The sequence below is a fragment of the Polynucleobacter sp. UK-Kesae-W10 genome, from assembly GCF_018881575.1.
Lineage (GTDB): Bacteria > Pseudomonadota > Gammaproteobacteria > Burkholderiales > Burkholderiaceae > Polynucleobacter.
The window spans coordinates 171,821-193,490 of sequence record NZ_JACVQB010000006.1; the positions used below are offsets into that span (position 1 = coordinate 171,821).

The following is a 21,670-nucleotide window of genomic DNA, read 5'->3' on the forward strand; positions in this document are numbered from 1 at the left end:
AATGCAGGCTAGATACTCAACCGTCGCCATTGTGTTGCATTGGCTCATGGCCGTACTGATTTTGGTCACATGGTCTATCGCTATAGCAATTGATGATATGCCGCTGAGCCCAGCCCGCATTACTGGACTCAGTTGGCACAAATGGCTCGGCACCACCGTATTCTTCTTGGTTTTGCTACGCATTTTGTGGCGAGCATCTCATCCTGCTCCCGCCTTAAAGACTGTTATGCCTGTATGGCAGGAGAGAGCGATGCAGCTGACCCATCTGGCCTTGTATTTATTGATGCTGGCAATACCGCTAGTCGGTTGGCTGATGAGCTCTGCCAAGGGTTATACGGTCAATTACTTTGACCTCTTTGAGCTACCAGATCTGGTACCCCAGGATAAGGCACTCGGGCATCTGCTCAAAGAGATACATGAGACCCTAGCTAATGGTCTGATGGTGCTAGTGGGGCTGCATATTTTGGCTGCCTTGAAACATCAGTTCATCGATCGGGATGATCTACTGAGTCGCATGTCTTTTAAAAGGGGCGGTCAATGAAAAAGCATTTACGCAAAATAACGCAGTGGTTTGTTATCGCTTTTTCTCTGGCTGGTGCGGGCTCTGCTTTGGCAATGGAGTACACCTCAATTGATGTTGCTAAAAGCAAGATTACATTCACTAGTAAGTTGATGGGTTCAAAGCTTTCGGGCGGCTTCGGAAAATTTTCTGGAAAAGTTATTTTCAATTCGGATGAGCCTGAAAAATCGAAGGCCAATTTAGTGATTGATATTGCGAGCTTTGCTGCTGGTGGAGAAGAGCTTCAAGAGGAGGCTAAAGGAAAAGATTGGTTTAACGCCAAGAGTTTTCCGAGTGCAAACTTTGTTGCTGAATCTGTGAAAGCTACTGGGGCTAACGCCCTTGAGATTCGGGGATCCTTGACCATTAAAGGCAAGTCGGTGCCAGTGACGATTGCTGCTAAATACCAAGTACAGGGTAAGCAAGTCATATTTGATGCCGCCTTCCAGTTGTTACGTCTTGACTATGGTTTGGGCGCTGGTAATTGGGCGGATACCTCAGCAGTAGCCAATGAAGTTCCAGTGAATGTGCATTTAGTGCTCAATCAAAAATAGTATTTGTTGTGACCATTTTTTTAATCAAGTTTCAATTACGGAGAAATACATGAAATCAAATTTTTTAATCGCATTGCTAGCAAGCATTGGTTTAGTTGCAACAGCTTCTGCTGCGCCTGCCACTTACACTGCTGATGCAAATCATACCTTTGCTCAGTTTGAATATAACCACTTGGGTTTTTCAAATCAGACTAGCCGCTTTAATACTGTGACTGGTACTGTGACTATTGATCAGGCTGCAAAAAAAGGTAGCGCTGATATCACCATCGATACGAAATCTGTTGATACTGGCTCTGCTTTGTTTAATAGCCATATTCAAAGCGAAGACTTTTTGTCTACGACGCAGTTCCCAACGGCCACTTTCCAATCTAATGACATGATCTTTAAGGGTGACAAGCCAGTTGCTTTGAAAGGCACTTTGACTTTGAAGGGCGTAAGCAAGCCAGTGACTTTGAAAATCTCGAACTTTGAGTGCAAAAAGCACCCAATGTCTGGGGTGGATTACTGCGGTGCGAATGCGGAAACCAAGGTAAAGCGTACTGAGTTCAATATGGGTAAATATGCCCCTAACGTTGGTGATGATGTGACCATCTTGATTGCTATTGAAGCGGCTAAAAAAGAGTAATTTTGGGGATAAAACCGCTGATTACTGAAAAACCACCTTCGGGTGGTTTTTTATTTCCTAGTCGAGTCGGTTTATAATTCGCTAAGCAATTGAATTCAAAGAGATTATTCTCAAAAATCCCTTTCAGTCCGTTTGACAGCCCAGAGGGGCTCTTGGACAATGCCTGGGGCGCTTTGAATCAAGCCTAACCATCCATGACAGTCACTTTCCCAACCACCTCTAGCCACCCTGATTCGGTGCTCGAAGCCCGCGCTCTGAGTTGCGTGCGGGGTGAAAAAGCTTTGTTTGCTGACTTGAGTTTTGAGCTCAAGACTGGTGAGTGTTTGCATATTCGCGGTGAAAACGGCGTTGGCAAGACTAGTTTATTACGCTTATTGAGTGGTTTATCTAAGGCTGAATCGGGCGAGGTGCTTTGGCGCCAACATTCTATTTTTGCGGATGTCAGTGCGTATCATCGCCACCTATTATTTCTGGGGCATCGTGATGCACTCAAGGAAGAGCTCAGCGCATTAGAGAATTTACAAATGTACGCATCCCTTGATGACGTGGATTTATTGCTTGAGGATGCACTGGGTGCTTTGGCGCGATTTGGTTTGCGTGGGCGTGAAAACTTACCAGTGCATTATTTGTCTGCTGGCCAAAAGCGAAGAGTGTTAATGGCGCGCATGTTGACTCGTCAAGCCAGTCTTTGGATTTTGGATGAGCCTTTTAATGCCCTAGATGTTCAAGCAGTCGCCGAACTCGAGCGCTTGATTGCAGAGCATCAGGCTCGCGGTGGGGCGGTAGTTCTCACTAGTCATCAGGCTGTGAGCCTAGATCACGTCAAGGTGCTGGAGCTATGAGTCCTTTGTTGTCGATGGTGCATCGTGACTTGCTGTTGGTGATGCGTCGCAAAAGCGAGGTGCTCACCGCCTTGTTTTTCTTTGTGGTGGTCACTAGCCTTTTCCCTTTAGGCATTGGCGCTGATACTGCATTACTGCGAAAAATTGCGCCCGGTGTTATCTGGGTTGCCGCTTTGCTATCTACCTTATTGGGTTTACAGCGGATGTTTGCTGCAGACTATGCAGATGGTGCTTTAGAGCAAATTGCTTTATCACCTCAACCCATGGTCTTGTTGGTCGCGGGAAAAATTCTGGCGCACTGGATTGTATGTGGCTTACCTTTAGTCATTTTGGCGCCGATGATTGGCATCCAGTTTGATTTGGATGCAAGCTCACTCTATGTATTGATGGGGACTTTATTGCTAGGCACCCCAGTGTTGTCGCTAGTGGGATCTATTGGTGCTGCACTAACCCTGGGCGTCAGAGGCGGCAGTGTCTTAATGAGTTTGTTGATCTTGCCCTTATATATTCCCGTGTTGATTTTTGGGGCTGGGGCGGTATACGCCAATAGTGTGGGCCTGGATAGCTCGGGCCATTTTTCACTATTGGGCGCTTTATTGATTTTGGCTTTAGCATTTGTACCTTGGGTTAGTACTGCAGCTGTGAAGATTGCGATTGAATGAGTCAGACAAATAATTTTTCAAATCACCGCTTGGTGAACTGGTTTAAGTTATCCAGCCCCAGCACCTTTTATCCGGTGGCGGGGAAACTCATTCCGCTTTTCTGGGCGCTTACTGTCTTGTTTGGCTTGGCTGGCTTATGGGTAAGTTTTTTTGTTGCCCCCGTGGATGCCGTGCAAGGCCAAGGCTACCGAATCATTTTTATTCATGTACCAGCATCCTGGATGTCGATGTTTATTTATATCGTCATGGCAGCATGGGCTGGTCTTGGCTTGATCTTTAATACCCGCTTATCCGCCATGATGGCGCAAGCTCTGGCACCTATCGGTGCTTGGATGGCTTTTCTGTCTTTATGGACTGGCGCGTTTTGGGGTAAGCCGATGTGGGGCGCTTGGTGGGTCTGGGATGCACGCTTAACCTCCGAGCTGATTTTGTTATTTCTCTATCTGGGGTTTATTGCGCTTCAGGCCTCGATTGATAATCCTCGACGAGCAGATAAAGCGGGCGCGATTCTGGCCTTGGTGGGCGTTGTGAATGTGCCGATTATTTATTTCTCGGTGAAATGGTGGAACACCTTGCATCAAGGCGCTTCAGTCTCCCTCACCAAAGCACCTGCCATGGCTCAGACCATGTTGCTAGGAATGTTATTAATGGCCCTCTGCTTTTGGATGTACACCATTGCGGTAGCGTTGATGCGGGTGCGCACCATTATTTTGGAGCGTGAAGCCCATACCGATTGGGTGAGACAATTAGATGAGGTGAAAAACTGATGTGGAATAGTCCAGCAGAGTTTTTTGCAATGGGTGGTTATGCCCTTTACATATGGAGTAGCTTTGGGGTATGTGCTGTCATTCTGTTGTTAGAGCCCCTCACCATTTGTTATCGTAAAAAAGCCATCATTCGCAGATTGAAACAAGAATACTTAGCAGAGCAGTTCGATAAAGAGAATCGTCATTGAAGCCTAGACATAAACGTGCATTGATTATTGTTGCAGCCTTAGCGGTGATTGCTGTGGCTGCTCTGTTGATTTTGAATGCCCTTAACAGCAATATCGCTCTGTATGTCACCCCAAGCGAAGTGGCAGCAGGTAAAGCTCCACAAGGTCAGGCTTTTCGGATTGGCGGCATGGTGAAAAACGGATCACTCCAGCGCGATGGCTTAACAGTGCATTTTGTGATTACCGATCTAGTTAAGGATATTCCCGTTTCTTACACTGGCATTCTTCCGGATTTATTTAAGGAAGGTAAGGGCGCAGTGATTCAGGGACGCCTCAATTCCAATGGGGAATTTATCGCTAGTGAAGTTTTGGCTAAGCATGATGAAAACTACATGCCCCCAGAAGCAAAACATGCGTTAGAGCAAGCGCAAAAAAATGGAAATAAATAATGATCCCTGAGTTTGGCCACTACGCTCTGATATTGGCTTTATGTGTGGCCTGTATTCAAGGAGTGCTCCCTTTAGTGGGTGCTCATTTTGGCCGTCGTGAGCTCTTCATTTTGGCTAGACCTGCCGCACAAACTGTATTTATGTTGCTGGCGATTGCTTTTGGCATCCTCGCATGGAGTTTTTACGTCAATGATTTCTCTGTTCTCTATGTAGCAGAGCACTCCAATTCTCAATTACCTGTCATTTATCGTTTAGGTGCTGTTTGGGGTGGTCACGAAGGCTCCTTGTTGTTGTGGATTTTCTTGTTAAGTACCTGGACGATTTTGGTGGCGCAATTATCTAAAGCTTTAGATGAGTTTATGGTGGCGCGTGTGATTGGTGTTTTGGGTTTGGTGACGAGCGGGCTTTTATTATTTGTTCTGACGACTTCAAATCCTTTTGAGCGTCTCTTGCCAGCAGCGCAAGATGGACGCTCACTCAATCCTCTATTACAAGATCCCGGTCTTGTCTTCCATCCGCCCATGCTGTACATGGGATACGTTGGTTTTTCAGTCGCCTTTGCTTTTGCGATCGCTTCTTTATTGTCCGGAAGGCTAGATGCTGCCTGGGCGCGTTGGTCACGCCCATGGACTACCGCTGCCTGGGTATTTTTAACCCTAGGGATTGCATTGGGATCATGGTGGGCTTACTACGAGCTGGGTTGGGGTGGTTGGTGGTTCTGGGATCCTGTTGAGAACGCTTCTTTTATTCCCTGGTTAGTTGGAACAGCTTTATTGCATTCTCTTGCGGTGACTGAAAAGCGTGGTGGATTTAAAAGCTGGACAGTACTTCTGGCAATTACCGCTTTCTCTTTATCGCTCTTGGGAACATTTTTAGTGCGCTCAGGTGTGCTGACTTCGGTGCATGCCTTTGCGACCGATCCAAGGCGCGGCATTTTTATTCTTATTTTCTTAGCCTTGGTGGTTGGCTCTTCATTGACGCTCTATGCATGGCGTGCACCTAAAAATACCTTAGGTGGAAAATTTAGCCTGAGCTCCCGTGAGACATTTATTTTGTTGGGTAATGTGTTTTTAGTAGTGTCAGCAGGCTCTGTCTTATTAGGAACTCTTTACCCACTATTAATTGATGCGCTCCATCTGGGAAAAATTTCAGTAGGGCCTCCATACTTTAATAGCGTCTTTGTCCCAATCATGGTGCCTTTGTTGGTGCTAATGGGAATCGGGCCTTGGGCTCACTGGAAAAATACCGATTTGTTAACAGTGCTTCGCCGCTTGTGGTCAGCTGGCCTGGTTGCTGTGGTTGCTGGTATCGCCATTCCACTCATCATGGGTCAATTCACTTGGCTTGCTGGCCTTGGATTCTTATTGGCCTTCTGGATTATTGCTTCGGGTTGCTTGCAGATCGTAAGACAAATCAAATTAGGAAAACCAACCCGCTCATTTATTGGTATGCAATTCGCGCACCTAGGCATAGCCATCTTTGTGATTGGTGTGACCATGGTTGGTGCTTATCAAGAAGAGAAAGATGTGCGGATGTTGGCGGGTGAGACAGTGTCTGTGGGTGGCTATCAAATTCAGCTACTAGGGGTTGAGTCTGTGCCAGGACCAAATTACCAAGCAATGCGCGGCAGCTTCTTGTTGACCAAGAACGGCATTGCACAGGCCACTCTCTATCCAGAAAAGCGGAGTTATTTTTCTTCTACGATGCCGATGACCGAAGCTGCCATTAATGTCAGTCTGACGCGCGATATTTATGTATCGCTTGGAGAAGAATTGAGAGATAAGGCATGGGCAGTTCGGGTCTACTACAAGCCTTTTGTAGATTGGATTTGGGGCGGTTGTTTATTGATGGCTTTAGGAGGCGTATTGGCGATCTCTGATAAGCGATATCGCATGAAGCTCAAGCGAGTCTCAGTATGAAGGCCAAGTTTTTAATTCCCTTGCTGCTTTTTGTAGTTTTGGTGATCTTTTTGGCCGTAGGCCTCAATCGTGATCCACATGAGGTGCCTTCACCGCTCATTAATAAGCCTGCACCTGCTTTTGATATTCCACAATTAGCGCAAGCGAACAAAACTTTTTCCCCGGAAAGCATGAAAGGGCAGGTTTGGATTCTGAATGTGTGGGCATCTTGGTGTGTTGCGTGTCGTGAAGAGCATCCAGTGTTAGTGGAGTTGGCCCATTCTCAGCAAGCTCCAGTGATTGGCTTGGATTACAAAGACAAGCGCGAAGATGCCTTGGCGATGTTGGCTAAACAAGGCAATCCGTATGTATTGTCTGCATTTGATGCGAATGGACGGGTCGGCATTGATTATGGGGTCTACGGTGTTCCGGAAACATACGTGATAGATCGCGCTGGCATTATTCGATTCAAGCATATTGGACCTATCACGCCAGCAGTGTTGAACGAGAAGATTTATCCCTTATTGAGCGAGCTAAAAAAATCATGAAGCGCATCATTCTGATTGCACTTTCGCTCATGAGTTTGCAGCTGGCTTTTGCGAATGATGCCGCCCCGTTGGCGGATGATCCAGTTACAGAGCAGCGTCTCATTAGCATCTCAGAAGAAATGCGTTGTTTGGTCTGCCAGAATGAATCTTTAGCTGGCTCTCGCTCAGATTTAGCAAATGATTTGCGTAGAGAGATCCGCGCCTTAATTCGTGAAGGTAAGAGTGACGATCAGATCCGCAATTTTATGGTTGAGCGCTATGGCGACTTTGTTCTCTACCGTCCACCAGTAAAACCCGTTACTTGGTTGCTATGGATTGGCCCCTTTGTCATCTTAGCAATTGGTATTGCGGTTCTGTTAGGCTATCTGCGTCGTCGGAATGCTGGCCCAGTAGATGCCGCCCTATCTACTGAGGATAATCAAAAAATTGATGCCTTACTGAATGCTGCCGATCAATCTAAACAAGGTGAAATAAATGGCTAGTTTCTTGATCGCCGCGTTTTTATTGCTGGTCTTGGTTTTGCTTTTACTATTGCGCCCCCTCATTTTTGCAACTCAGGGCGAAGGCACCTCTCGTCGCCAGATGAATGCGGCTATTTATCGCGAAGAGTTGGATAAGCTGGCCGCTGAGCATGCTGCTGGCAGCATTAATGCCCAAGAATATGAAATCAGTCATGCTGAAATGCGTCAGCGCCTTTTCCAAGATACCAATGAAGAGGATGACAAAGCAGTGATGGGCTCCACTAAAAAAGTACTCATCAGTGTTGCCTTATTTGTAGTCTTGATATCTACAGCGCTATATTTTTCTTTGGGTGATGTTGTAAAGGTGGCAAAACAGAGTGCTGAGAAGCCAGTAACCCAGGCTGCTGTAGAGAAAATGGTGGCTGACTTTGCAGTAAAGATGGAGCAAGATCCCACTAATCTGAAAGGGTGGGCAATGCTAGCGCGCTCTTATCGCATTCTGGGGCGCAGCGAAGACGCTGTCAAAGCCTATGCACGCGCTGGTAGCTTCATTGATTCGGATCCAGAGCTTTTGGCAGAGTATGCAGATACTTTAGCTACTACGGCTAATGGAAATTTTGCAGGCAAACCACTGAAACTGATTCATCAATCTCTCAAGCTTGATCCCAATAATCTCTTGGCACTATGGTTATCCGGAACAGCCTCATTTACTAGCGGAAATTACAAAGCTGCGGTACAGACTTGGGAAAAACTAGCCAAACAATTACCAGCAGGATCTGATGAGGCTCGAGCTATTCAAGGTTCAATTGCAGAAGCGCGTAGCAGGGGCGGCTTACCAAGTACTGCCCCTATTGCTGGAGGCAAAGGAATTAGTGGCCAAATCGATCTGTCACCTGACTTGAAGTCAAGGGTGAAGCCTGGAGACGTTGTGATGGTGATTGCTCGTCAGCCTGGTGAGCGCATGCCTGTTGCTGTTCTGAAAACTGCTACCACTCAGTTTCCAATGACCTTTGAATTGAATGATGCCTTAGCAATGAATCCTAGCAATCCGCTCTCAGCACTGACTGAGGCCTCGATTGAAGTTAGAATTTCTAAAACAGGGATGGCAAAACCAGAGGCGGGGGATCTGATGTCCTCCGCTAAGACGGTGAAGGTCGGCTCTAAGCAAGTGCAATTGCTGATTGATCAAGTACGCCAGTAATACGGTGATTGGGCTGTTACTAGTCACCTGAAATCAACTATAGAGGCCTTATGATTTCTATCAAAAGACAAATGTATAACCCTTTGGCAATTGCCATTGGCTTTTGTGTGGTCCTCACTTTCCTTTTTGGAGTGTTGTGGTTTTTGGTGCCACCGCCACCCAAAGTCATTGAGATGGCCACTGGATTTCCAACTGGCTTGTATTACCAGTTTGGCGAGCGCCTCAAAACTGAGGTAGCTAGCGAAGGTGTCAAGTTGGAAGTGAAGGCTACTGGTGGCACGATTGATAATTTGGCTCTCTTAGATGATCCCAAGTCTGGCGTGAGTTTTGCCATGATTCAAGGGGGTGTAGCAGACGTTAGTAAGTATCCCAATTTAGTTTCTATCGCCGGGATGTTTTATGAGCCAGTTTGGGTTTGGTATCGCGAACCTGCTTTTAAAGCTGACGGTGGTCGCCTCCAGGTTCTGGGTCAGCTCAAAGGTAAGCGGGTTGCAATTGGTAATGAGGGAAGTGGCACCCTTGCATTGAGCACTGCCTTATTAAATGCCAGTGGTATTTCCGAGAATCAATTTACCGCTGAAAAATTAAAACCAGATCAGGCGCTCACAAAACTGAATAATGGTGACGTAGATGCTGTCTTTGTCGTGGCCGCTGCAGAGGCGCCGATTCTGAAAAAATTTTATGAGATTCCCGGAATTCGCTTGATGAATTTCGACCAGGCAGACGCCTATACGCGTAATTTGCCTTATCTCTCAAAAGTGAGTGTTCCTCGTGGTCTATTAAGCATCGAACACGATCTCCCGCGTCAGGATATTCAGGTACTTGCACCTACGGCAACCTTGGTTACTCACAGCAATGTAAGTCCAGCCCTGATTTCTTTGATGTTGGGCGCCTCTTATGACATCCTCAAAAGCTATTCACGGTTGCAAAAACCTGGTGAGTTTCCTTCCAGTGCAGGTATGGATTTTCCTTTACACGTGGATGCAGAAATCTACTTAAAAGATGGCCCCTCGTTTTTGCATCGCCACCTGCCTTTCTGGACTGCAGTATGGGTAGGGCGCTTTGTCAAAATTGTGATCCCATTGCTTGTGATCTTTATCCCCTTATTTACTTATATTCCATCGGCTAAAAATTTCCTATTGCGACTGAAGTTAGCGCAAGTGTATGCAGAGCTTAGGGAGATTGATAAAAATGCCTTTAATCCTGAGCTGAAGGAGAAAAACTTTAAGGATCTAGAGGTAATTGAAAAACGGGTCGGAAATATCAAAGTATCAATGATGGACTCTAAAGAGCTCTATGACCTCAAGGGCCATGTCGGGGATGTGAGAGCCCGCCTAACTCACCTCTATTCCTAAGCGAGAATCACATGCATCCAAAATTCATTTCATTTGTAGCAGTATTGCTGGGCGCATTGATTTCATTTGGATTGCATGCCCAGCCTTATCCACATAAGCCAATCAGCTTAGTTGTTCCGCAGGCTGCAGGCGGCACCAATGATATCGTCGCGCGCTTAATAGCACCTGCTTTTGGAGAGTCTATTGGGGCTTCAGTAGTGGTTGAGAATCGACCTGGTGCAGGTGGCAACATTGGCACGCAGAGTGTGGCGCGCTCACCTAAGGACGGCTACACCTTACTCTTAACCATTAATAGCGCTCAAGCGATTAACCCAGCGTTGTATAAAAACCCAGGATTTGATCCCGTAAATGATTTTGTGCCACTCTATTACGTTGGCGCAACACCGTATGTTTTAGTGTCTCCACCCGGATCCCCCTACAAGACACTGGCGGAAGTGGTGGCTGCAGCTAAAAAGAGACCCGGGGAATTGTCTTATGCCTCGGCAGGCAATGGGACTATCAGTCATTTATTGGGAGCTATGCTCAATACCAGTGCTGGTATTGATATGCAGCATATTCCCTATAAAGGGGTGGCTCCCGCAATTAATGATGTTCTGGGTGGGCAAGTGCCTTTGGCTTTTGCTAGCCTACCTTCTGCGCTCAATTACATTAAAGCTGGCAAGCTGCAAGCGATTGCCATTAGTTCAGCTAAGCGTTCCAGTGCGGCGCCAGAGATTCCAACGATTGCAGAGACCTATCCTGATTGTGTAGGAGAAGTATGGGTAGCGATCTTTGCGCCTAGTGGAATTTCTCCGGAGATTACGAAGAAGGTTCAGATAGCGATGGACAAGGTCATGGCGCGAGCCGATGTACGTGAGAAATTAACTGCTCAAGGTTTAGATCTACAGCCGGTAAACCCAAATCGACTCATGAACCTTTTAAAAGAAGAGTTGGCGAAGTGGGCCAGGATCGTGAAGGCCTCTGGGGCGCAGTTAGATTAAGCTTTTTGTGCTGCTTGCCCTAAAATAAGTCTATGAGCTCCACCAATCTATCTCCTGCGTTAACCTCGGCCAAAGATCTTTCGCACGCTTTGCGCGAGGAAGGCTTTGCAGTGCTATCCCCACAGACTGTAGCTGAGATTAGCAAAGTCAGTTTAGATAGCCTGCAACATCTCAGGCAATATTGGGAGGGTCTACCACGTGATCCGTATTTAAAGGATGGTGGTCGCTATCGTTTTCGACGTCATGCAAGTTATGAAATCAAAAACAATACCCTGAGCTTAGTGCCTCATCGCGCGCATTGGCAATCGATTGATTACAACGCACTGCATGGCGGCATTGAGCGCTGGTTTGAACCTGTTCAAGCCGGTCTTGCTAATGATCCCGCCTGGCAAGCCGTGTTACTTGGCATAGCAAATATATTAAATAGCCTAAAACCGGTGACTACATGGTTTGTCGAGGCGCATCAATTTCGGATTGACACAACGGATGGTATTGGGCGACCCACTCCAGAAGGCGCTCATCGTGATGGCGTGGATTTTGTGGCGGTATTTTTGTTGGATCGCGTCGGAATTAAGGGTGGTGAGACCAGAATATTTGATGCGAAGGGTTCGGCTGGTCTGCGATTTACGCTGACACAGCCTTGGTCTCTCTTGTTAATGAATGATGAGCGCATGATTCATGAATCTACGCCTATCCAGCCGCTTGCAAACTATGGCTACCGTGATACCTTGGTATTAACGTACCGCTCGAATGGCTTTCAAGATTCACCCAATCGGAGTCAACAGTAAGTCCGTTTACTCTGGCTCCATTCCAGCAGCCTTAATGGCTTGAGCCCATTTTGCAGTTTCAAGTTTAATTTTTTGTCCAAGCGCTTCTGGTGTTCCTGGTTGTGTCTCAAAGCCCAGAGATGCAAAGCGCTCTTTGAGCTCTTTGGATTTAGCAGCATCGTTAATTGCCTTGTTGAGCTTTAATACGACATCCTTAGGCATGCCTGCCGGACCAAATGCAGCAAAGAATGCAATCAATTCATAATTCTTAATTCCCAAAGCTTCGTTCACAGTTGGCAACTCAGGGATTGCGGGTGAGCGCTTGAGGGATGTGACGGCAAGGCCACGAATCTTTCCTGCCTGTACTTGAGGCAATGTCACCGCGAAATCTGCCGTAAACATATTTACTTGCCCGCCAATAAGATCAGTCATTGCGTTAGGCCCACTCTTATAGGAAACACCTGTCATCTTGATGCCGGCAGCGCTAGCCAAAATTTCGGAGGAAACCCGTTGGGAGGTACTGGCATAAGCAAAAGTCATTTTCCCTGGATCTGCTTTTGCTAGTGAGACAAAACCATTGAGAGACTTTGCGGGTACATCGTTGTTAATGGCAACAATCAGTGGCACTGAGCCAAAGTAGCCAATCGGAACAAAAGCAGTGTCTTGGTTGTAAGGTAGATTTTTGACTAGGCTTTTTAGGGCTGCGTTTGTGCTGTTGGTTCCAAAAAGAAGGGTGTAGCCATCGGCTGGAGATTTGGCTACAACATCTGCGCCAATCATGCCGTTTGCCCCGGGGCGGTTTTCAACTACGACGGGCTGTCCTAAGGATTCTGCCATTTTGGCTGCAAAAGCACGCCCAATTTGATCAGTGGCACTTCCCGGTGCAAAGGGAACAATTGCCTTGATCGGTTTTGATGGGTAGGTATCAGCGAGAGCAAGTGGTCCCAACAGGCCAAGATAGGCGCTCAAGCAGTAAGCAAGAAGCTGGCGAATTTTCATACTGTCTCCCTTGTATTTTTCTCTAGTGTAGCGGGTCTTTGCTGCCTTGGGCGAGTAGAATGAAATCACTTTTTACCGATACTTTATGCGCTTTCGATCCACTGGTTACACCCCTCTTATGCTGCTGGCGCAAACCTGTGCTTTATTGGGTTTTGCTTGTTATGCAGTTGTGCTTACTCCTTTGCAGGAAGAATGGCATTTAAGTAATTTGCAATCAGGCCTTATTGCCAGCGCTTTTTTCTTTGGTTATATGTTGGCAGTGCCTGTAGCTACCGCCTTAACGGATCGCGTCGACGCAAGAAAGGTCTATCTTTTTGGCGGCATTTGCGCAAGTGCTGGCTTGCTCGGAATGAGCTTCTTTGCATATAACTTTTGGACTGCAATCCTATTTATGGCTCTTAATGGGGCCGGACTTGCAGGAACTTATATGCCAGGCCTCAAAATTTTGTCGGATCGTATTCAGTCTGGCGAGTTAACGCGACACATTGCTTTTTATACGGCGTTCTTTGGAATTGGTACAGGCTTTTCGTATTTGTGTTCCGGATGGATTTTGAATGCGATGGGCTGGCATTATGTTTTTGGTCTGATTGCTTTTGGGCCTCTGGCGGCATTTTTGATTGTGCTATTTTTTATTCCACCCTTGGAGCATGAAAAATGGACTGGTCCACTCCAGATTCGTTTGCGAGATTTATTTCCGATCGATAAATGGAGGTTGGTGCTGCAAGATAAAAAAGCAGCTGGATTTATTTTTGGATATACCGCCCATACCCTGGAGTTGTTTGCTTCTCGCAGTTGGATTGTGGCGTTCTTTGCTTTTTGCGTCGCAAGTTCTGGCGAATCCTTTTTCTTAGCCATTACTACGCTTGCTGGCGTGATTAATTTCTTTGGTGTGCCGGCATCTATTTTGGGAAATGAAATTGCCTTACGCATTGGTCGTCAAAAGTGGGTTTGTATTGTGATGCTGACAAGTGCCATACTGGGTATCGCGCTTGCCTCCTCAACCGGTCATTCTTGGTGGCTTATCTTGACCCTAGCAGTAGCGCATGCAATTTTTATCATGGCCGATTCTGCAACCTTAACTGCTGGATTAGTTATTAGTGCACAAGAAAATATTAAGGGCGCGGCAATGGGCTTACATTCTTTGATGGGTTTTGGAGGAGGTCTTCTAGGTCCTGCTATCTTTGGCTTTGTTCTTGATATTGCAGGCTCACGCTCAAACGCCTCTGCCTGGGTATGGGCTTATGCTGCCATCGTCATTTGGGGTGTTCTATTCGTGCTCTATGAGCGTCGTAGTGGTTGGGTAGAAAAAATACGCTCTTGAGTTATTGATGAATCAACACATGCGCCTCACTTGCTATCACTGCTCCAGTACCATCTTGCCGGGTGAGCTGGTTGAGGCTGAATTAGCCGGCTCTATCCGCGCCTTTTGTTGTGCTGGATGCATGGCGATTGCCCAAACGATTCATGGCGAGGGATTGGAAGTCTTTTATGCGCGCCGCGCACAATCCAGTGATAAGCCTGCAGCATATCTAGCAAACAATGAAATTCCCGAGAAGCTAAAGCCTTATGACGACCCTTCTTTACGTGGTCGTTTTACAAGACCGTTTGGTGATGCAGGACAATTAGAAACGACATTGCGCCTGGAGAAAATTCGTTGTGCTGCCTGTGTGTGGTTATGTGAACAGCACTTGCGTCGAACCGTCGGCGTCAAAGATGTGCAAATTAATTATGTGACGCAAAAAGTGATCGTGCATTTTTCACCTGATCAAACAAGTTTGGCGAGATTACTTTTTGAGATCGAAAGAATTGGTTACGAGGCATGGCCATTTGAACCATCGCTCTCCTTAGATAAGGCCAAAAAAGAGCGCCGACAGCTACTGACCAGATTGGGTGTTGCTATGTTGGGCATGATGCAGGTAATGATGTATGCCTGGCCGACGTATGTTGGTGCCGATATCACTCCCGAGTTTGAAGTCTTGTTGGGTTGGACAAGTTGGGCGTTGACGGTGCCGGTCATGGTGTACTCAGCAGGGCCAATATTCCAGGCAGCTTGGCGCAGCATGCAAACCTTTAGGCAGACGCATTTATTGGGGATGGATGTACCCATTGCACTGGCATTAGCATTGGCTTTTATTGCGGGCACGATTAATTTGATTCGTGGCTCTGGTCAAAGCTACTTTGACTCCATCACGATGTTTGTGGCATTTATCTTGGCTGCGCGTTATGTAGAGTTATTGGCAAGACAGGACGCCCAAGGGGGGGCGGAAGCATTAGCGAAGCAATTGCCCGCAACTTGTGATCGTTTATCTGCTTACCCTGATACGCAGAAGGTGGAAGTAGTGCCGGTGGTGAACTGTAATCCCGGTGAAGTGCTGCGCGTCTCCCCTGGTGAAGTGGTGCCTGCTGATGGTATCTTGATTGAGAATGCTAGTGCACTAGATGAGTCTTTATTGACGGGCGAGTCAAAGCCGGTTGAGAAAAAAATTGGCGATCGGGTGTATGCAGGTACACACAATATTCTCAATCCCCTCATCATGAGGATTGAGGCGGTGGGTCAATCTACCCGAATTGCTGGTATCGCCTCTTTATTAGATCAAGCGCTACTGGCCAAGCCCATCATGGTGAGTTTGGCAGAGAAGTGGGCGGCTTACTTTGTGGCTTGTTTGCTTTGCAGTGCTTTCATCGCTTCGGCTATTTGGCTGTATTTTGATCCTAGTCGCGCTTGGACTGTATTGGTGTCTGTTCTAGTTGCTAGTTGCCCTTGTGCTTTATCGCTAGCTGTACCAACTGCAATGGCGGCATCGCAAGGCGCAGTTACAAAGTTAGGCTTATTGATTGTGCGTGGTCATGTCATGGAGGGCCTGGCCAAAGCCAGTGACCTCGTATTGGATAAAACTGGCACGCTGACGATGGGTCAGCCAGAGTTGCAAGAGGTTATTAATTTGCGTGCGGGCTATCGACGTGAAAATGCCTTGGCCTTAGCTGCGGTATTGGAGGCAGGGCAAAGACATCCGTTGGCACTTTCTTTGATGCGTGCCGCTACTGCTGAAAATTTATCTTTACCTACATTGAGTGAGCCAGTGATTAATCAACTGGGAAAAGGTTTAAGTTCAGGCGAGTATCGCTTAGGAAGTGCATTGTGGCTGGGGGTAGAGCAGAGTGCGCAATTAGGGCAATACGGTCAGGTGCATTTAGCGGATGCACAAGGATTAATAGCTAGCTTTGTATTTTTGGACACGCCTAGAGCAGGATTAGAGCAATTCCTAAAAGTAGTGAAGTCTAGAAAGATTGCAGTGCATTTAGTTTCTGGTGATGATCGCGCTACGGTTGCGTGGTGGGCACATCATGTTGGTATTAAGCAATATCGAGGCGGTTGTACGCCTGAAGATAAGTATGACTACATCGAAAGGTTGCAAAAAGAAGGTCGTTTTGTATGGGCTATTGGCGATGGTGTGAACGATGCGCCTTTGCTTGCTCGTGCTGATATTTCTATTGCAGTTGGCGCTGGTGCACCTTTGGCTGCAGCTGGAGCTGATGCAATTCTGACGGCTAGTTCTCTAGAGCCTTTAGCAAAAACTTTGTTGCTAGCTGATAAAACTCACGCAATCATCAAAGAAAACTTATGGTGGGCCTTGGCTTACAACTTGCTGGCTATTCCTGCTGCAATGATGGGCTTAGTAAATCCCTGGGTTGCTGGGATCGGGATGTCGCTTTCCTCGTTAGCCGTGACTTTAAATGCCTGGCGCTTACGAAAGGCTTAGACTATAGGAATGGAAAGTCTATTTCTTCTCATTCCCATTTCTCTGGTTTTAATTGGCCTTTTGGTCTGGATTTTGAACTGGTCCATAAAAAGTGGTCAATTTGACGATTTAGACGGTCCTGGTGAGGCGATTTTGATGGATGATGACACTCCAAAATCCAAATAAGTTAGTAAACACTCTAAATAATAGCTATATATTTAAATAGCCCAAGCAATCTAGGGTTTCCCTTAGATGTGCAGGGTGAATTTGCCTCACCCTTTTTGATATAGATCAAATCCCCCTTGGGACTCTACTTTGATAATCAATCCAGTCTATTTGGATTATGTCGCTGTTTGGTCACAAAAAAGGAGAAACCATGGGACTTACCGTGGGGAGTAATCAAGATACCTTCAATTACAAGGTTGTCAGCCAATTTGCCATCGTTACTGTGCTTTGGGGAATTGTTGGCATGCTCGTGGGGGTTATCCTCGCAGCCCAGTTGATCTGGCCTGAAATCACTTTTAATATTCCTTGGTTGAGTTATGGTCGCTTGCGTCCTTTGCACACCAATGCAGTGATTTTTGCTTTTGGTGGGTCAGCCTTATTCGCAACATCCTATTACATCGTTCAGCGTACATGTCAGGCGCGTTTGTTTTGTGACAAGCTAGCAGCCTTTACCTTCTGGGGCTGGCAGGCAGTTATTGTGCTGGCTGCAGTGACATTGCCATTGGGCATATCAACCTCAAAAGAATACGCTGAGCTTGAGTGGCCGATTGATATTTTGATCACTGTAGTTTGGGTAGCCTATGCAGTTGTTTTCTTTGGCACCATCATGAAGCGCAAAACGAAACATATTTATGTTTCGAACTGGTTCTTCGGCGCATACATTCTGACTATTGCCATTCTTCATATCTTTAATAACTTAGAGATGCCTGCAACATTATGGAAGTCCTACTCTGCATATGCTGGGGTTCAAGATGCAATGGTTCAGTGGTGGTATGGCCACAATGCAGTAGGCTTCTTCTTGACCACTAGCTTCTTGGGCATGATGTATTACTTCATTCCAAAGCAGGCTGAGCGTCCAATCTATTCATATCGTTTGTCGATTGTTCACTTCTGGGCCTTGAACTTTACGTATATGTGGGCAGGCCCTCACCACTTACAACACACTTCTTTGCCTGACTGGACTCAGTCGCTCGGTACTGTGTTCTCTTTAATTTTGCTAGCCCCATCTTGGGGTGGCATGATCAACGGCATCATGACATTGTCTGGCGCTTGGTATAAATTGCGTCGTGATCCGATCTTGAAATTCTTGGTAGTGGCATTGTCCTTCTACGGTATGTCTACCTTTGAAGGCTCCATGATGTCTATCAAGACAGTGAATAGCTTGTCTCACTACACAGACTGGACTATTGGGCACGTTCACTCTGGTGCTTTGGGTTGGGTAGCCATGATTACCATTGGCTCTCTCTACTATCTGATCCCGCGCTTGGTTGGTCAAAAAGAAATGTACAACACCAAGTGGATTGAGTTGCATTTCTGGATCGCCACTATTGGAGTTGTTCTCTATATCGCTGCAATGTGGATTGCCGGCGTTATGCAAGGTTTGATGTGGAGAGCGTTTGAACCAGACGGCACTTTGACATATAGCTTTGTCGAGTCTGTTAAAGCGACTTTCCCTTTCTATGTTATTCGTTTGATGGGCGGCTTGTGCTACCTAAGCGGCATGTTCTTGATGGCGTACAACGTCTTCAAAACAGTGCAGGGTAAAACTTTTGTAAATGCGCCTATTCCAATGGCCGTTGCTGAACACTAAAAGGAGAAGAAAATGTCTAGCGAAAATAAATTCTTTTCCCACGGAACGCTTGAGAAAAACGTTGGTTGGTTAATTATTGCAACGATCGTGGTTGTATCGATTGCAGGGTTGGTGCAAATTGTTCCACTCTTTTTCCAGCACACTACTACTGAGCCTAGTCCTGGTGTTGTTCCATACACAGCTTTGCGTTTAGCTGGTCGCGATATCTATCAGCGTGAAGGTTGTGTCGGTTGCCATTCACAGCAGATACGGACATTGCGTTCTGAAGTAGAGCGCTACGGCCCCTATTCATTGGCTGGCGAGTCTGTATATGACCATCCATTCCTATGGGGTAGTAAGCGTACAGGCCCAGATTTGGCACGTGTAGGTGGGCGCTATTCAGATGCATGGCATCAAATTCACTTGAATAACCCACGCGACGTAGTGCCAGAGTCCAATATGCCTGCTTATCCTTGGCTCGGAAAAAATGCAGCTGATGCAAGCTCTATTCAGTCACATATGGTTGCTATGCGTCGTTTAGGCGTTCCATACACTGATGAAATGATTGCAAATGCACCTGCAGAGTTAGAGGGTAAGACGGAGTTAGATGCATTAGTTGCTTACCTGCAAGGCTTAGGTATTACGCGTCGCTATATTACTGTCGAAGAAGTTGTAGCGAAGTAATTAACAAGGTTATTAATTAAAACTACTTAAATCAAATGGAACAGATTACTCCCTACCTCTCGGCATTTTCTACAGTAATAGGCCTAGTTTTTTTTGTAGGAATTGTTTTGTGGGCTTGGTCTCCTGGTCGCAAGAAAGCAAATCAGGAATCAGCAGAGCTTCCATTTGATCTTCCGGATGAATTTAGTAAGGACAAATCATGAGTGACTTTTTTAGCAGCGGTTGGAGTGCTTACATCGCCTTAGTTGCATTAGTTGGAATTTTCTGGTGTATCTGGCTTTTGTTCTCCCAAAGGAAAGCAAAGGTTGTGCATACGGCCGATGGCGCGGTTGCTGATACGGGTCACGTATGGGATGGCGATCTGCGTGAGTTAAATAATCCATTGCCACGTTGGTGGATGTGGATGTTCTTGCTCTCTTGCATCTTTGCATTGGTCTACTTAGTGTTATTTCCAGGTTTGGGATCATTTCCGGGGATTATGGGCTACACCACTGATGGTGCTTTGATGAGCTCTATGACTGAAGCAAATGATGAGCTAAAGCCTGTTTATGCGAAATACGTCAAGATGGACATTGATCAAGTGGCGGCCGATCCTAAAGCCCGCGAAATGGGTCAACGCCTCTTCCTGAATTCTTGTGCACAGTGTCATGGCTCTGATGCTGGAGGCGCTAAAGGCTTTCCTAATTTGACTGATGGTGACTGGCTCTATGGAGGTTCACCAGAAAATATCAAGGCATCCATTACCTATGGACGTGGCGGTGTGATGCCTCCATTCCCACAACTGGATAGCAAGCAAATCGTGGATGTAGCCAACTATGTTCGTAGCTTGTCAGGCTTGCCTGCGGATGACTTGAAGGCCGCTCGTGGTGCTGAAGTATTCAAGGCAAACTGTGTAGCGTGTCATGGTCCGGATGGCAAAGGCAATATTGCTTTAGGCGCACCAAATTTAACCGATAAAACTTGGTTATATGGTGGCTCAGAAGCGACGATTATTGAAACGGTAACTAAGGGTCGTATGGCTATGATGCCTGCTCAAGATAAGGTATTGAGTCCTGAGAAGATTCATTTGTTAGCAGCTTATGTCTGGGGTTTATCTAACAATAAACAACCGGCAGCAGCTAAATAAGATTAGTAATTAGTGCCATATATTTCGCCGGGCGGGAAGCCAATTCCGATAGAAGTTATTGAGGAGTCTCTTTACGAGGTCCGGCGAAAGATTTACCCGCGTTCAGTATCAGGATTATTTGCCCGCTGGCGCTTTATTCTGGTATTTGCCACCCAACTGCTGTTTTATGGCCTACCTTGGCTCAGTTGGAATGGTCGTCAAGCAGTTCTCTTTGATTTAGTTCAGCGTAAGTTCTACATCTTTGGTCTCGTACTATGGCCGCAAGATGTGATCTATCTCACACTCTTACTTATTCTTTCTGCACTTGCCTTATTTTTATTTACTGCGGTAGCCGGTCGCTTATTTTGCGGTTATGCCTGTCCGCAAACTGTCTATACCGAAATTTTTATGTGGATTGAGCGCAAGGTAGAGGGCGACCGATTTGCGCGGATTCGTTTGGATGGTGAAGAGTGGCCTTGGGGTGTTCGGAAGTGGCGTCTTAAGATTACCAAGCACTTCCTTTGGCTCCTAGTAGCCTTCTGGACAGGCTTTACCTTTATTGGTTATTTCACGCCGATAGAAACCTTGGGAATTGCTATCTTGCATCTCTCCTTAGGCCCGTGGCAGACCTTCTGGCTGTGCTTTTATAGCTTTGCAACCTGGGGTAATGCTGGCTTTATGCGCGAGCAAGTCTGTAAATACATGTGTCCGTATGCCCGCTTTCAAAGTGTGATGGTGGACAAAGATACCTTCTTGGTAACCTACGATAAGGTGCGTGGCGAACCTCGTGGTAGCCGTAGTAAATCCGCCGACCATGCTTCCTTAGGTTTGGGTGATTGCGTTGATTGCAGTATTTGCGTGCAAGTATGTCCCACTGGCATTGATATTCGCGATGGCTTGCAGTACATGTGTATTGGTTGTGGTGCGTGTATCGATGCTTGTAATCAAGTGATGGAAAAAGTGAACTATCCAAAAGGATTGATTCGTTACACCACCGAGCGTGCAATCGAAGATAAAGAATCGAATCAGAGTGCAATCAGGCATATTCTTCGTCCTCGGGTATTAATCTATACCGCTTTTATCACGGTGCTTGCTTCTGCATTCTTGATTTCTTTGGCTACACGCAATCCCCTGCGCGTGGATGTCATGCGAGATCGTGGTGCCTTGGCGCGTGAGGTTGAGGGTGTGCGTATTGAGAACATCTATCGAATTCAGATCATGAATGCCTCAGAGCATCCAATGAAGGTGAGGCTGAAGGCTGTTGGCTTGGAGGGCTTAAAGATCCTCAATTCTCAGGGCCAGGAAGTGACTGAAATTCAGGTGGCCCCAGCAAGCAATCAGCTGATGCCTATTAAAGTCAGCACCGATATTGGTTTGAATGAATCAGGCAACTACCCAATTCATTTTGATGTCAGTGCCCAGGAAATGGCGGGCGATGAAATGATTATCAGAACCCGCGATGAAAAATCGAGTTTTATTATTCCACGTTAAGCAGGCAAGAAAAGACGGAGA

Annotated in this window: 24 protein-coding genes; 23 read left to right on the top strand and 1 reads right to left on the bottom strand. The window is 46.5% G+C overall.

Features of this window, described 5'->3' with window-relative positions:
• Position 1 precedes the first annotated feature (1 nt).
• The 15 genes from ICN24_RS09865 (at position 2) to ICN24_RS09935 (ending at position 11,856) form a co-directional block, all read left to right on the top strand.
• Positions 2-541: a cytochrome b gene (locus ICN24_RS09865; RefSeq protein WP_216223520.1), complete on the top strand. Its 540-nt coding sequence runs from the start codon at positions 2-4 to the stop codon at positions 539-541.
• Positions 538-1,113, top strand: coding sequence for a YceI family protein (locus tag ICN24_RS09870; protein WP_216223522.1), 576 nt, complete (start codon positions 538-540; stop codon positions 1,111-1,113). The genes ICN24_RS09865 and ICN24_RS09870 overlap by 4 nt, the downstream gene beginning before the upstream one ends.
• Before the next feature lie 49 nt (positions 1,114-1,162).
• Positions 1,163-1,738, top strand: coding sequence for a YceI family protein (locus tag ICN24_RS09875; RefSeq protein ID WP_216223524.1), 576 nt, complete (start codon positions 1,163-1,165; stop codon positions 1,736-1,738).
• 194 nt (positions 1,739-1,932) lie between these two features.
• On the top strand, positions 1,933-2,580 hold the full coding sequence (ccmA, locus tag ICN24_RS09880; RefSeq protein WP_216223526.1) for a cytochrome c biogenesis heme-transporting ATPase CcmA: 648 nt from the start codon (positions 1,933-1,935) through the stop codon (positions 2,578-2,580).
• Entirely contained in the window at positions 2,577-3,242 is a 666-nt protein-coding gene (gene ccmB / locus ICN24_RS09885; protein ID WP_216223527.1) for a heme exporter protein CcmB, read from the top strand. Before ccmA ends, ccmB begins: the two co-directional genes overlap by 4 nt.
• A complete protein-coding gene (ccmC, locus tag ICN24_RS09890; protein ID WP_216223529.1) occupies positions 3,239-4,009 on the top strand; it encodes a heme ABC transporter permease CcmC in 771 nt (256 codons plus the stop codon). Before ccmB ends, ccmC begins: the two co-directional genes overlap by 4 nt.
• Positions 4,009-4,197, top strand: a complete 189-nt coding sequence (ccmD, locus tag ICN24_RS09895) for a heme exporter protein CcmD (protein WP_216223530.1) — start codon at positions 4,009-4,011, stop codon at positions 4,195-4,197. Before ccmC ends, ccmD begins: the two co-directional genes overlap by 1 nt.
• Positions 4,194-4,625 (top strand): cytochrome c maturation protein CcmE, encoded by a 432-nt coding sequence (gene ccmE / locus ICN24_RS09900; protein ID WP_216223532.1) that lies wholly within the window; start codon positions 4,194-4,196, stop codon positions 4,623-4,625. Before ccmD ends, ccmE begins: the two co-directional genes overlap by 4 nt.
• On the top strand, positions 4,625-6,544 hold the full coding sequence (locus ICN24_RS09905) for a heme lyase CcmF/NrfE family subunit (RefSeq protein WP_216223534.1): 1,920 nt from the start codon (positions 4,625-4,627) through the stop codon (positions 6,542-6,544). Before ccmE ends, ICN24_RS09905 begins: the two co-directional genes overlap by 1 nt.
• Entirely contained in the window at positions 6,541-7,071 is a 531-nt protein-coding gene (locus ICN24_RS09910) for a DsbE family thiol:disulfide interchange protein (protein WP_216223536.1), read from the top strand. The genes ICN24_RS09905 and ICN24_RS09910 overlap by 4 nt, the downstream gene beginning before the upstream one ends.
• Positions 7,068-7,553: a cytochrome c-type biogenesis protein gene (locus ICN24_RS09915; protein WP_255532645.1), complete on the top strand. Its 486-nt coding sequence runs from the start codon at positions 7,068-7,070 to the stop codon at positions 7,551-7,553. Before ICN24_RS09910 ends, ICN24_RS09915 begins: the two co-directional genes overlap by 4 nt.
• Complete coding sequence (gene ccmI, locus ICN24_RS09920; RefSeq protein ID WP_216223539.1) at positions 7,546-8,733, top strand: c-type cytochrome biogenesis protein CcmI; 1,188 nt, start codon at positions 7,546-7,548, stop codon at positions 8,731-8,733. Before ICN24_RS09915 ends, ccmI begins: the two co-directional genes overlap by 8 nt.
• A gap of 50 nt (positions 8,734-8,783) precedes the next feature.
• Positions 8,784-10,088: a TAXI family TRAP transporter solute-binding subunit gene (locus ICN24_RS09925; protein ID WP_216223541.1), complete on the top strand. Its 1,305-nt coding sequence runs from the start codon at positions 8,784-8,786 to the stop codon at positions 10,086-10,088.
• Between the two features lie 11 nt (positions 10,089-10,099).
• On the top strand, positions 10,100-11,068 hold the full coding sequence (locus tag ICN24_RS09930; protein WP_216223543.1) for a tripartite tricarboxylate transporter substrate binding protein: 969 nt from the start codon (positions 10,100-10,102) through the stop codon (positions 11,066-11,068).
• Between the two features lie 32 nt (positions 11,069-11,100).
• Positions 11,101-11,856: a 2OG-Fe dioxygenase family protein gene (locus ICN24_RS09935; RefSeq protein ID WP_216223546.1), complete on the top strand. Its 756-nt coding sequence runs from the start codon at positions 11,101-11,103 to the stop codon at positions 11,854-11,856.
• Between the two features lie 6 nt (positions 11,857-11,862).
• On the opposite strand, the gene ICN24_RS09940 is transcribed toward ICN24_RS09935, so the two are convergent.
• Complete coding sequence (locus tag ICN24_RS09940; RefSeq protein WP_216223547.1) at positions 11,863-12,834, bottom strand: tripartite tricarboxylate transporter substrate binding protein; 972 nt, start codon at positions 12,832-12,834, stop codon at positions 11,863-11,865.
• Positions 12,835-12,952: 118 nt separating this feature from the next.
• On the opposite strand from ICN24_RS09940, the gene ICN24_RS09945 reads away from it, so the two are divergent.
• The 8 genes from ICN24_RS09945 (at position 12,953) to ccoG (ending at position 21,649) form a co-directional block, all read left to right on the top strand.
• On the top strand, positions 12,953-14,155 hold the full coding sequence (locus tag ICN24_RS09945) for a nitrate/nitrite transporter (protein WP_255532646.1): 1,203 nt from the start codon (positions 12,953-12,955) through the stop codon (positions 14,153-14,155).
• A gap of 7 nt (positions 14,156-14,162) precedes the next feature.
• Positions 14,163-16,595 carry a heavy metal translocating P-type ATPase gene (locus tag ICN24_RS09950; protein WP_216223551.1) on the top strand — a complete coding sequence of 811 codons (2,433 nt, stop codon included), beginning with the start codon at positions 14,163-14,165 and terminating at the stop codon, positions 16,593-16,595.
• Between the two features lie 9 nt (positions 16,596-16,604).
• Entirely contained in the window at positions 16,605-16,760 is a 156-nt protein-coding gene (gene ccoS / locus ICN24_RS09955; RefSeq protein WP_216223553.1) for a cbb3-type cytochrome oxidase assembly protein CcoS, read from the top strand.
• A gap of 190 nt (positions 16,761-16,950) precedes the next feature.
• Entirely contained in the window at positions 16,951-18,390 is a 1,440-nt protein-coding gene (gene ccoN / locus ICN24_RS09960) for a cytochrome-c oxidase, cbb3-type subunit I (RefSeq protein ID WP_215320654.1), read from the top strand.
• Positions 18,391-18,402: 12 nt separating this feature from the next.
• A complete protein-coding gene (gene ccoO, locus ICN24_RS09965) occupies positions 18,403-19,053 on the top strand; it encodes a cytochrome-c oxidase, cbb3-type subunit II (protein WP_215320652.1) in 651 nt (216 codons plus the stop codon).
• 35 nt (positions 19,054-19,088) lie between these two features.
• Positions 19,089-19,256: a cbb3-type cytochrome c oxidase subunit 3 gene (locus tag ICN24_RS09970; RefSeq protein WP_215358288.1), complete on the top strand. Its 168-nt coding sequence runs from the start codon at positions 19,089-19,091 to the stop codon at positions 19,254-19,256.
• Complete coding sequence (ccoP, locus tag ICN24_RS09975; RefSeq protein ID WP_216223555.1) at positions 19,253-20,179, top strand: cytochrome-c oxidase, cbb3-type subunit III; 927 nt, start codon at positions 19,253-19,255, stop codon at positions 20,177-20,179. The genes ICN24_RS09970 and ccoP overlap by 4 nt, the downstream gene beginning before the upstream one ends.
• A 12-nt stretch (positions 20,180-20,191) precedes the next feature.
• Entirely contained in the window at positions 20,192-21,649 is a 1,458-nt protein-coding gene (gene ccoG, locus ICN24_RS09980; protein ID WP_216223557.1) for a cytochrome c oxidase accessory protein CcoG, read from the top strand.
• The last annotated feature ends 21 nt before the right edge of the window (positions 21,650-21,670 follow it).